This window comes from Flavobacterium panacis (assembly GCF_024649945.1).
GTDB lineage: Bacteria > Bacteroidota > Bacteroidia > Flavobacteriales > Flavobacteriaceae > Flavobacterium > Flavobacterium panacis.
This window is the reverse complement of record NZ_JANKMS010000012.1, coordinates 53,612-65,754: the sequence shown is the minus strand read 5'-3', so window position 1 is coordinate 65,754 and position 12,143 is coordinate 53,612. Positions and strand designations below refer to the sequence as shown.

Annotated in this window: 13 protein-coding genes; 10 read left to right on the top strand and 3 right to left on the bottom strand. The window is 32.6% G+C overall.

Annotated features, from left to right (window positions below; all coding sequences use genetic code 11):
* Positions 1-2 precede the first annotated feature (2 nt).
* The 9 genes from NQQ59_RS21460 (at position 3) to NQQ59_RS21420 (ending at position 7,194) form a co-directional block, all read left to right on the top strand.
* Entirely contained in the window at positions 3-1,106 is a 1,104-nt protein-coding gene (locus NQQ59_RS21460; protein ID WP_144218912.1) for an MBL fold metallo-hydrolase, read from the top strand.
* A 111-nt stretch (positions 1,107-1,217) separates the two neighbouring features.
* Positions 1,218-2,342, top strand: coding sequence for a lactonase family protein (locus NQQ59_RS21455; RefSeq protein ID WP_144218910.1), 1,125 nt, complete (start codon positions 1,218-1,220; stop codon positions 2,340-2,342).
* 150 nt (positions 2,343-2,492) lie between these two features.
* Positions 2,493-3,014, top strand: coding sequence for a GNAT family N-acetyltransferase (locus tag NQQ59_RS21450; RefSeq protein ID WP_144218908.1), 522 nt, complete (start codon positions 2,493-2,495; stop codon positions 3,012-3,014).
* Positions 3,015-3,114: 100 nt separating this feature from the next.
* Complete coding sequence (locus NQQ59_RS21445) at positions 3,115-3,696, top strand: LOG family protein (protein ID WP_144218906.1); 582 nt, start codon at positions 3,115-3,117, stop codon at positions 3,694-3,696.
* Between the two features lie 81 nt (positions 3,697-3,777).
* The gene (locus NQQ59_RS21440) at positions 3,778-4,458 is read left to right on the top strand and encodes a porin family protein (RefSeq protein ID WP_144218904.1); all 681 of its coding nucleotides are present in this window, start codon (positions 3,778-3,780) and stop codon (positions 4,456-4,458) included.
* 115 nt (positions 4,459-4,573) lie between these two features.
* Positions 4,574-5,041: an SRPBCC family protein gene (locus tag NQQ59_RS21435; RefSeq protein WP_144218902.1), complete on the top strand. Its 468-nt coding sequence runs from the start codon at positions 4,574-4,576 to the stop codon at positions 5,039-5,041.
* Between the two features lie 163 nt (positions 5,042-5,204).
* Positions 5,205-5,573: an iron chaperone gene (locus NQQ59_RS21430; RefSeq protein ID WP_144218901.1), complete on the top strand. Its 369-nt coding sequence runs from the start codon at positions 5,205-5,207 to the stop codon at positions 5,571-5,573.
* A 28-nt stretch (positions 5,574-5,601) separates the two neighbouring features.
* Positions 5,602-6,501, top strand: a complete 900-nt coding sequence (locus NQQ59_RS21425) for a TlpA family protein disulfide reductase (protein ID WP_144218899.1) — start codon at positions 5,602-5,604, stop codon at positions 6,499-6,501.
* Positions 6,502-6,507: 6 nt separating this feature from the next.
* Complete coding sequence (locus tag NQQ59_RS21420) at positions 6,508-7,194, top strand: 2'-5' RNA ligase family protein (RefSeq protein WP_144218897.1); 687 nt, start codon at positions 6,508-6,510, stop codon at positions 7,192-7,194.
* A 78-nt stretch (positions 7,195-7,272) separates the two neighbouring features.
* Here the strand turns inward: NQQ59_RS21420 and NQQ59_RS21415 are convergent, their stop codons facing one another.
* The 3 genes from NQQ59_RS21415 to NQQ59_RS21405 are packed head-to-tail and all read right to left on the bottom strand — an operon-like array spanning position 7,273 to position 10,260.
* Entirely contained in the window at positions 7,273-7,635 is a 363-nt protein-coding gene (locus tag NQQ59_RS21415; protein WP_144218896.1) for a VOC family protein, read from the bottom strand.
* A 4-nt stretch (positions 7,636-7,639) separates the two neighbouring features.
* Positions 7,640-8,101 carry a DUF4348 domain-containing protein gene (locus NQQ59_RS21410; RefSeq protein WP_144218894.1) on the bottom strand — a complete coding sequence of 154 codons (462 nt, stop codon included), beginning with the start codon at positions 8,099-8,101 and terminating at the stop codon, positions 7,640-7,642.
* 11 nt (positions 8,102-8,112) lie between these two features.
* Positions 8,113-10,260 (bottom strand): cation:proton antiporter, encoded by a 2,148-nt coding sequence (locus NQQ59_RS21405; RefSeq protein ID WP_144218892.1) that lies wholly within the window; start codon positions 10,258-10,260, stop codon positions 8,113-8,115.
* A gap of 294 nt (positions 10,261-10,554) precedes the next feature.
* On the opposite strand from NQQ59_RS21405, the gene NQQ59_RS21400 reads away from it, so the two are divergent.
* On the top strand, positions 10,555-11,982 hold the full coding sequence (locus NQQ59_RS21400) for an L-serine ammonia-lyase (protein ID WP_144218890.1): 1,428 nt from the start codon (positions 10,555-10,557) through the stop codon (positions 11,980-11,982).
* Positions 11,983-12,143: the final 161 nt, after the last annotated feature.

Genomic DNA, 12,143 nt, shown 5'->3' with positions numbered 1-12,143 from the left:
ATATGATCACATTCTTAATTCTAATACTTTTAATCGTTATTGCTTCTTACCGATTTCTAAAACATCCAAAATTTGGAAAAGCGCCTTCTGGCGAAAGACTTACTGTAATTCAAAATTCGCCTCAATATAAAAATGGTAAATTCGAAAATCAATCGTTCACTCCCGATCTTGCCGAAGGCGCAAGTATGGCGGGAGTTTTATTTGAATTCTTCTTCAAAAAAGTAGATAGAAAAACGCCAACCGATTTGATTCCGTCTGTAAAAACCAATTTAAAAGAACTTTCTGCCAATCAAGATGTTTTAGTTTGGTTTGGGCATTCTTCTTATTTTATTCAGTTGGAAGGAAAACGTTTTTTAATTGATCCAGTTTTCAGTGGCAACGCCTCTCCTATTCCCGGAACTACAAAATCTTTTAAAGGATCTGATATTTACACAGTTGAAGATCTTCCAGAAATTGATTATTTATTGATTACACACGATCATTACGATCATTTGGATTATGATACCATTCTGAAATTAAAACCTAAAACTAAAAAAATTATAACGGCTCTTGGTGTGGGTTCACATTTTGAATTCTGGGGTTTTCCTTCTGAAAATATTATCGAAAAAGATTGGTTTTCTACCATTCAATTAGATGAAAATCTAACGCTTCATACAGCTCCATCCAGACATTTTTCTGGAAGAAGTTTTAAAAGATGCAATACACTTTGGACTTCTTTCATTTTAGAAACCAAAGACTTTAAAATGTATTTGGGAGGCGATAGTGGTTATGATACTCACTTTGCCCAAATTGGCGAAAAATATGGTCCTTTTGATGTTGTTTTGCTTGACAATGGACAATATAATGAGAAGTGGAAATACATTCACAATATGCCAGAAGACGTGATTAAAGCGATGAAAGACTTAAGAGCGAAAAGAGTTTTTCCTGTACATTCTTCAAAATTTGCTTTATCGTTGCATTCTTGGGACGAACCATTAAATAGAGTAACCGAATTAAATAGTTTGTCTGACAATCCGATTCCATTAATCACACCAATGATTGGAGAAGTGATTGAATTGAAAAACGAAAAACAGGAATTTAAACAATGGTGGAAAGGAGTTAAATAATTTTAGATTGTAGATTTTAGATTTTAGATTTTAGATTGCCATGAAACTGAAAACTGTGACTGTGACTGAGACTGAAAACTGAAAACTAAGACTGAAAACCGAGACTTAAATATGAAACAAAAAACATACTATTTTTCAATTGCATTTTTATTAACGATAAACCTTTTTTCTCAAAATACTTATGTCTTTTTGGGATCTTACAATCGTGATAAAACCGCTGAAGCAATTCAGGTTTACGAATTGGACACATTGAACGGAAAATTAACCAAATTTACTTCGGTTAAGAATGTTGTGAATCCGTCTTATTTGGCAGTTTCTCCAAACGGAAAATATGTTTATGCTTGTACCGATACTAAAACGCCAAATGCAGGAAGTATCAGTAGTTTTGAATTCAATCCTAAAAATAAAAGTCTAACTTTTTTAAACAGTCAAAGAAGCGGAGGCGAAAATCCTGTCTATGTTTCTGTACATAAAAGTGGTAAATGGATTGCAAATGCTAATTATACAGAAGGAAGTGTTTCTGTTTTTCCGATTTTAGAAAATGGTAAAATAGATTCGCTTGCGCAGAATTTTCAATATTCAGATGGAAGCACTCATAAAGAAAGACAAACCAAATCACATGTACATTCGGCTGTATTTTCGCCTGAAAACGATTACCTATTTTTACCTGATTTAGGAGCTGATAAAATACGTTGTTATGCTTTTGATGAAAATCAGAAAAAGCCTTTAGTGGAAACTAAAAATCCATTTACAAAAACCGATTTAGAAGCTGGTCCAAGACATTTTACTTTTCATCCTAATCAAAAATTTGGGTATTGTATTGAAGAAATGGCGGGACAGATAAGTGTTTATAAATATGAAAATGGCACTTTGAATAAAATACAACGTATTGCAACACATCCTGATAAAATAAAAGAAGGTTTTGAAAGCTCTGATGTTCATATTTCGCTAGACGGAAAATTTCTGTATGCAACCAATAGAGGAAAAGAAAACAACATCGCCATTTTCTCCATAGACGAAAACGGATTACTAAAAAATATTGGCTATCAATCTACTTTAGGAAAACATCCACGTGTTTTTGCCCTTGACGAAAGCGGGAAATTTTTAGTCGCTTCAAATGTTCAAACCGGAAATATTGTTGTTTTTAAAAGAGATCCTAAAACCGGATTATTGAAAAAAACAGGAAAACAGGTTAAAATGGAGAATGTTTCTTGTGTACAGATTAAGAGAATTTGATTCTTGTGTCATTTCGACCGAAGGGAGAAATCACACTCGTAATTCTAAAAAGATTGGAACTTTTCTGTACGGAAATACTAGTGTGATTTCTCCCTTCGGTCGAAATGACAAACTTGACTTAATTAAAAAATCAAAAAAAAAACATAAACAATGTCAACATCAAACTTCAATTTACAGCCGGATTTCTTAGAAAACGAAATCACAAAATTAATTCCGTTAGAAGAAAAACATTTTGAAGCATTATTTGAAGCAGCTTCCGACCCGTTAATTTGGGAACAAAATCCTGTGAAAAACCGTTATCAAAGAGAAGCTTTTAAAACTTTTTTTGACATCATAATTACAAAAAGTCCGTTTTTAATTCTCGATAAACAAACCAATGAAGTAATGGGAACAACTAGTTTTTACGATTACAATCCCGAAAAATCGAGCGTTGCAATTGGATACACTTTTATTACCAGAAAATATTGGGGCGGACTTTACAATAAGTCAAACAAGCAATTATTGATTGACTATGCTTTTCAATACGTTGATTCTATACTTTTTCATATTGGGTCAGAAAATTTCCGTTCGCAAAAAGCTGTTTTAAAACTCGGAGCAGAAAAAATTAATGATTTGACATTTAATGTGAATGGCGTCGAAGTACCGTACTTTGAGTATGAATTGAAGAAATAATTGAGTCACAGTTTGCAGTTTCAGTTTGCAGTAAAATCGAATAAAAATACTTTACAGCAATCCTCTAACTTTTTACTTTTAACATTTAACTACTACAACAATGAAAAGAATAACGGTCTTCTGTGCCTCTAGCTTCGGTACAGAAAAAATATACGAAGAACAAGCTGCTGCTTTAGGAAAAACACTTGCAGAACAAAATATAGAATTAGTTTACGGAGGTGCGAATGTCGGTTTAATGGGAGCTGTTGCAGACGGAGCTTTGAACGCTGGTGGAAAAGTAATTGGTGTATTGCCAAACTTTTTACGATCAAAAGAAATTGCTCATTTAAATTTGACCGAATTAATTGTCGTAGAAAGCATGCACGAACGCAAGACAAAAATGAATGATTTATGCGACGGCGTGATTGCTCTTCCTGGCGGTTTCGGAACTCTCGAAGAGCTTTTCGAAATGTTGACTTGGGCACAATTGGGACTTCATAAAAAACCAATTGCCGTTTTGAATGTAAATGGCTTTTATGATTCTCTTATAGCACTACTTAAAACTATGACCTCCCAAGGTTTGCTTAAAGAAGTAAATAGAGAAATGCTTTTAGTAAGCGATAATGTTGAAGATTTATTACAGCAAATGAGAAATTACACCGCTCCTACTGTTGGAAAATGGATTGATAAAAAAGAAATTTAAAACAGAATAAACACTGCTTATTACAATCCTGAATAAGCAGTTTTTGTATACATTCGCAACAAATTAATCCAACCCAAAAACATGAAGAAAATTACTTTTTTATTATTTACTATTTCTTTAATCACTTTCAAAACAACAGCACAAGATTCTAAAGCAAAATTCGGAATACAAGCAGGTTTAAACTACTCAAGTCTTAGAGGTTACGATTCTTATTCAGACAAAAATCCAGGTTTTGCTTACGTATTTGGACTTTCTTTTCAACATGAAATTCAGGAAAATTTATCACTAAGAGCAGATCTGAATTATGAAAGAAAAGCTCAAAATTTTAAAGGCAAAATCGATGTTCTGAATCCGGATTTACCAACCGAACCGATTGATGGGAATTATAGATATAAAGTCACAGCCTATTTAAACTATATTGTACTTCCAATTATGTTAAAGTATAATTTCTCTGGCGATAAAAGTTTTTACATAAATGGTGGACCTTATTTGGGTTATTTACTGAAATCTGGACAAAAATCAGAATCAAATATCCCTGGTACAATTGGTTCGGATGATGAAGATACAAAATATAAAAAATCAATAGATTTTGGTTTTTCAGCCGGAATCGGAAAGGAATTCAAACTGAATGAAAACAATCAAATCTATATTGAAATAAGAGAAAATTTAGGTCTAACAAATATTTCTGATACAGAGATTATCCACAATGGTACTATTAAAACCAATTCCCTTAATTTATTACTAGGTTATAGTTTTAATTAAACTTTGGCACATTTTACTACAGTAATTTCATAATTTAGAGGTCAGAAGAAAAAAAAGAAGTTTTGAGATAAAATCGACTTCTTATATTCAACTTATAACCTCTAACTTCTAAAGAATGAAAACAGAAAACAACAAATATGCAAAGGCCGAAATGCTGATTCGAAAACCTGTTTCAGAAGTTTTTCAGGCTTTTATTGATCCTCAGATTACCAGTAAATTTTGGTTTACCAAAGGATCAGGAAAATTAGAAGAGAATCAAAAAACAGAATGGACCTGGGAGATGTATGGTTTTTCTCTCTCGGTTAAAACACTGGTTTTACAAGAAAATAAAAAGATTGTAATCGAATGGGGAAATCCTGATGAAATCACTTTGGTGGAATGGGTTTTTAATCCGTTAAACGAAAATGAAACTTTTGTCAGTATTACCAATTCAGGATTTCAAGGAGATTCAGATAAAATAATTGATCAAGTTCGTAATTCTACTGAAGGTTTTACATTGGTTTTAGCAGGCGCTAAAGCGTATTTAGAACATCATTTATTACTGAATTTAGTTTTAGATCGCTTTCCTAAAGGTTTAGCATAATTTTGATTTAACCGAAAGGTACGCAAAGGTCGCTAAGTTTTTTTAGATCCATTAAATAATAAGTTCGCAAAGCTTTGTCTTTACAATATTTCATCAGCACAAATCTTTGCGAACTCTGCGGTAAAAAAAAAGTAAAGAAACTCAACTTGAAACAAAAAACGTTATGGAAACAAAAAAACCTGAAAGTATTGACGAATACATTGGTGGATTTCCCAATGATGTTCAGGAAATTCTGGAGAAAGTTAGAATGACGATTCAGAAAGCAGCTCCAGATGCTAAAGAGAAAATCAGTTATTCGATGCCAGCTTTTGATCAGAACGGAATTGTAGTTTATTTTGCTGCTTATAAAAATCATATCGGACTTTATGCTCTTCCGAGTGGTCATGAAGCTTTTGCAGAAAAACTTTCAAAATACAAATCTGGTAAGGGCTCTGTTCAATTTCCTCTTAAAGATCCAATGCCTTATGATTTAATTACCGAAATCGTAAAATTTAGAGTTAAAGAAAATTTGGCAAAACCAAAAAAGAAATAGCGAATAAATCCTGATAAACACTTATTCAATGAAAAAATTAAACCTTCTGTTTATTGTTTTTATTCCCCTTTTAAGTAATTTGAGTTTTGCTCAGGATGAAACTGCAATCGAAAAAGAAATTTTAGAACTGCATAGAACAACTAAAAAAATTCACGACTCTATTGCTGCAATTCAAAAAGAAATTATATCAAAAATTGAAATTGAAAAGGATTCACTTATTAAAAGTCAGTTACTTCTTCGTGTAGATGATTTGGAGAACATTATAGATCAAAATGACATTAATGAATTGAAACTTGATTTTGTTTTTGCTAAAAATCATCCCAATTCGTTTCGCGCTTTGCAATTAATTCGCGTGCCTGTTAATCGTTATATCGGAATGAATTTTTATGACACTTTTGTGGAAGTTTTTGAAAATTTCACACCCGAAATTAAGAATTCTCCTAAAGGTCTAGAGATGGCTGAAAAACTTAAATACTTTAAAAAAAGTAAAGTGGGAAGTATCGCTCCAAATTTCAGTTTGGAAGACAGCAAAGGTAATATGATTTCGTTGGATGATTTTAAAGAAAAACAATATGTTCTGATCGATTTTTGGGCAAGTTGGTGTCGTCCTTGCAGAGAAGAACTTCCATACATCAAGGAGTTGTATAAAAAATACCATCAACATGGTTTTGAAATCATCAGCATAGCAAAAGATGACAAACTTGATCTTTGGGGAAAAGCCATTGCCAAAGAAAAAATTGAAAGCTGGAGGCATATTTTTTTATCACAGGATAATGCAAATATTATTAAAGACTATTTCGTTAATGGGATTCCTCACAAAGTTTTAATTGACAAAAACGGCACTATTATTGGAAAATGGAAAGGCAGTAGCGAAAACAATAAACACGATTTGCAATCGAAATTAAAAACGATTTTTGAAGCTGAATAATATATAATGAGCAAACTAACTAAACATTACGATCAACTTTATAAAACCTCTTCTGAAGCAATTTCAGCAGGAAAATATGCGATTGATTCAGAGCTTAAAAACGAATCTGATTCTAGGTTCGGGATAACACTTTTAATACGTCCAAGTGATGAAATAAAAGCCAATATTCAGCATTTCATTAACGAACTAAAAAAAGCAGAACCAGAACAGTATTTTTATCCTGATAGCGATATTCATATTACAGTAATGTCCATTATATCTTGTTCGACAGCATTTCAATTAAATCAGATTTTACCAAACGAGTACATCGAAATTATCTGCAGAAGTCTTGTTGATGTAGATAAAATCAAAATTCATTACAAAGGTGTGACGGCTTCTCCATCGGCAATAATGATTCAAGGGTTTCCTAGCGATGAAACTTTAAATAATTTAAGAAATAGATTGCGAGAGAACTTTAAAAATTCGGACTTGCAACAAAGTATTGACAGCCGATATGAGATTTCTACGGCACATTCTACCATAATGCGTTTTCAAGAAAAACTTCATGATCCTAAAAAACTAATCCAAATAGCAGAAAAATATCGTGATTATGATTTTGGCGAATTTGATGTAAAAAATATTGAATTAGTCTATAATGATTGGTACCAGCGTAAAGGAACTACTCGCGTTTTGGGCGATTTTGGTTTGAGGTAATTTCTTTTTTGCCACGAATTTCACTAATTTTTTATTTTTTAATTCGTGAGTATTAGTGAAATTCGTGGCAAAAAAATCTTATTTAAATTTTCCGAAATGCCACAAAACACCAGACGGATCATGCAGAAAACATTCGCTTCCCCAATCTAAATATTGTATTGGAGTCAATCTAGCTCCTTCATACTTTTCTGGAAGCTTTAAAGCCGTTAGTTCACTATAATAACGCTCTACATTGTCAACTTCAACAAAAATCATAGTATTGTCAATCCAATCTTGAACGTAAGCGTTTTGCACATAAAATGCAATTTCATTACTTTTAAAAACAGACATTTTTGCATCTAAAACAGTTTCTTCAAAGCCTAAATCACGATAGAAACTTCTTGAAATTTCAAAATTTTTGGAACCAATAAATGGTCGAATTGATTTTATGTTGTGCTTCATTTTACTATAAATTTATATCGTTATAATAAATTAAAAACCATTTGTTTTTGATCAGTTTAAATTGCCTTTCAACTTCAAAACCACTATCTGGAATCCAAAATCTTTCGGTGATCAATGTATCGGTTTTTACTAAAGTATGCTGGTATTCTTCAATTTCTGATTTTTCTTGAACAGGAATAGCGTGAAACTGCCAATTTTTTCGTGTCCAACTGTATTGCTCAAATCCGTAAATATGTTTTCCTTCAATTGGGAAATCAACTCTTGAAACCTGAAAAAGAGAATCCGAATGAAATTTTTTATTGAATTCATCAAAATTCTCAGGCAATTCTTTTTTGGTAGTTTTTACAATACTATCACCTTTATTAATAGTAGCTTCAGAATTTGAATTCGTTTCTTCTTTTACTTTATTACAGCTTGAAAAAGTAAAAACAATACTAAAAACAGCTAAAACAATCGAGATTTTCATAAAGATGAAATTTAGCCTTTCTTCAAAATACTTCCCAAACCACGTCCAATCTGTTCGATTGCCTCGATTCCTTTTGCCAAAGGTGAAGCTGTAAAATCTTCGTAAGCATCCATCGCACTTTCTTTACGATCATCTTGCGGATAGACAAGCATTACATTATTGGTATCAAAATATTTTTCAAACTTCTGAGGTAATCTATCAAAAATAGATTGATATGAAACTGAACCTTTTCTAGATAGATTGAAAACAACTAAATCTGTTGGTTTCATTTCATCAGAAATAGATTCAAAATCTTCCCAATCTGAAACATTCTTAAATCCTAATTTGGCATTCAATTTCAAATTATTAGCAATTTGCTGAATGGTTTCGTGCGTTTTGTATTCAGCGTAAACCACAATCGGAATGCTTAATTCTTGTGATAAACGACATATTTTCTGAAGCAATACTTGAAAACCAATTCCTCTTTCAGAAAATGGAGGACAGACAAAAACCAGTCTTTTTTCTTCAATAAAATTCTTTTGAAACCTACAGATAAACAAACTCTTATCGACATTATTGATAATCGAATCTACATTTTCTCCAAAGATTTTATCAATAAATCCTGTTTTTCTAGGCCAGCCTACAATCACAATATCAGACATGATTTCTTTAGACGTTCTGGCAATTCCACTTGCAGGATTATGGTCAATTCTAGCGATTGTATTAATTTTCACTTCTGAAGCTGAAGCCTGAATCACAAATTTATCTACCGCTTTTTTGTATTTTAAAATATTCTTTTCCGCCTGATTATTGTTTGGAACAATCGTTAATAAAGTAACAGGATTAGACGATTTTTTATCTTTTATTAAAAGAGCAAAATCTAACAAACTAGCTGTTGCAGAAGTCTTCGCCAATGGAATTAAAATGTGTTCATCTAAGATTTGATCTCTTCCTGTATCTTCTGGTGAGATTTCTTCTTCGCAAATAGCTATTTTTTTAGCTGCTTTTTCAGTTGCAAAAGAAGCTACAATACAAGTAATCAGAATTAAAATAATGGTTCCGTTTAGGATATTTTCGTCTAAGATTTTAGCTTTAAATCCTACTAAAATTACTGCCAAAGTAGCTGCAGCATGCGCACTACTCAGTCCAAAAATAAGCTGTCTTTCTGTTTTAGTATATCTGAAAACCAATTGTGTAAAAAAGGCTGCAATCCATTTTCCAAATATTGCTACAACACTCAGTGTTCCTGCAACGATCAAAGCTGTTGGTCCGCTTAAAATAACACTTACATCAACCAGCATTCCCACTGAAATCAAGAAAAACGGAATAAATAAAGCGTTTCCAATAAACTCAATTCTATTCATCAAAGCAGAAGAATGTGGAATTAAAGGATTTAACGCCAAACCTGCAACGAAAGCTCCAATAATCGGTTCTACTCCCGCAACTTCAGCCAAAAAAGCGGCAAAGAAAACTACAGAAAGTACAAAAATGTAATGAGCATGTTTTTCACTTTCTAATTTTTTGAAAAACCATTTTGCAACACGTGGAATAATCAAAAACATTATAGCTGAAAAAATAGCCAAAGAAACAATCAATTTGACCCAAAATGCCTGATTTAGATTTCCTTGACTGCTTCCCATAATGACAGCCAAAATAATCAAAACCGCTGTATCTGTTAAAATTGTTCCTCCAACTGTAATAGCAACTGCTTGATTTTTAGCAATTCCTAGTTTACTTACAATCGGATATGCTACCAATGTATGAGTAGCAAACATACTTGCCGTTAAAAAACTCGCATTAAAATCATATCTCAGTAAATAGAAACAAACTGGAAATCCGATCGAAAGAGGCAGAATAAAAGTAAAAAAACCAAACAATAAACTTTTGTTTCGATTGGCTTTAAACTCATTCATATCCAATTCTAAACCGGCTATAAACATAATGTAAAGAAGTCCAATTGTTGAAAAAAGATCGACTGCAGAGTTTTTTGCCAAAATATTTAATCCATGTGGACCAATGATTACTCCTGAAATAATAAGACCAATAATTCCGGGAATATTAATCTTTTTAAGTAAAATTGGCGAAAGCAGAATTATAAAAAGTATTAGCGAAAAAATCAATACGGGATTGGTAAGCGGCAATTCGAATTCTTGTAATAGATGTTTGAAAAATTCTATCATATTGTAAATTTATCTTCTTGTGGTATTAATATTTGTAAAAAGACATTTTCAGAATTAAAACAAAATCCAAGAGGTATTAATATAAAAAATCAAGTTCTTTATCAACTTGTTTCATTACAAAAATACCGAAAAAACGCTTACTTTCTACGAAAACCGCATATTAAGGATTTAAATTTATTTCGTTGCCAAATTATTAATATTTAATATTTTTTTTAACAAATACGCAAGATTAACATTAAAATATAAATCTTCATTGCATTATTCAATTATCTTTGTCTTAACAAAAAACGAACAATGGAAGAATGTATCTCAGTTTTTGATATGCTTAAAATTGGCGTTGGCCCTTCAAGCTCACATACTTTGGGACCTTGGCGTGCTGCCGAACGCTTTCTGGAAGAGCTTAAAGAGGAAGCTATTTTAGAAGATATAACAAGAGTAAAAGTCGATTTGTATGGCTCTCTCTCTTTAACTGGAAAAGGTCACGCAACTGATCTAGCCGTTATGTTGGGTTTGAGTGGTCAGGATCCTGAATATATTCCCGTTGAAGATATTGCAGGAATCATAAAAAAAATCGAAACTAACAACGAAATCAATTTGGGCAACCAAAAAGTGATTCCGTTTTATTTTCTCCAAGACATTGTTTTCAACAAAGATTTTCTTCCTTTTCACGCAAACGGTTTGAAATTTACTGCTTACAAATCTGACAATTCTGAATATGAATCTACTTTTTATTCTATTGGAGGCGGATTTGTGGTAAAAGAAGAGCGTACCAATGCGAAACTGAAAGAAGTTATAAAATGTGCTTTCCCTTATCCGATTCAGAACGCAGCTGAATTATTGAATTATACCATTTCTGAAAACAAATCGATTTCTGAAATTGTATATGAAAACGAAATTTCAATGCGTCCAGAAGCTGAAGTGCATTCAGAATTAATGCGTATTTGGAATACCATGTTAGAATGCATGTACATTGGTTGTCACTCCGAAGGAATTCTTCCAGGCGGACTCCATGTTCGAAGAAGAGCTTTTGATATGCATCAAAACTTGATCGGATTGTCTAATTATACCGATCCGCAAAGCTGGTTGGAAGAAATTAGAAAAACCGAGGTTAAATTCCGTCAGATTTTAAAATGGGTAAGTTGTTTTGCACTTGCCGTGAATGAAGTAAATGCTTCTTTAGGGCGTGTTGTAACAGCTCCGACTAATGGAAGTTCTGGTGTAATTCCAGCCGTTTTAATGTATTATATGGTAATTGAAAACCACAATGCAGGCGAAAAAGAAATCAAACAATTTTTGATGGTTGCAGGAGAAATTGGAAGCATCTTTAAAAAAGGTTCGACTATTTCGGCTGCTATGGGAGGTTGTCAGGCAGAAATTGGTGTTTCCTCATCGATGGCAGCAGCGGCACTTTGCGAATTAATGGGCGGAACTCCTGCTCAAGTTTTAATGGCTGCCGAAATCGCAATGGAACATCATCTTGGTTTAACCTGTGATCCAATTGGCGGTTTGGTTCAAATTCCGTGTATCGAGAGAAATACCATGGGAGCGATAAAAGCGATTAATGCTGCAGAATTAGCTTTAGAAACGGATTCTAAAAATGCCAAAGTTCCTTTAGACAAAGTGATTAATACCATGTGGGAAACCGCAAAAGACATGAATTCAAAATATAAAGAAACATCAGAAGGCGGACTTGCAATTGCGGTAAACATGGCAGATTGTTAAAAAACAAAGTTCCTTTAGCTGTCTGAAAAAGCTTTCATTGAAAATTTGATTCACTTATTAAAGGTTCTTTACAAACAAAACATCCCTACTCTATCACAATGAAAAACAGTCATTTTCAATTAGATTTCAAACCTGAGGAATTATTCTTGGTCGAAATATTC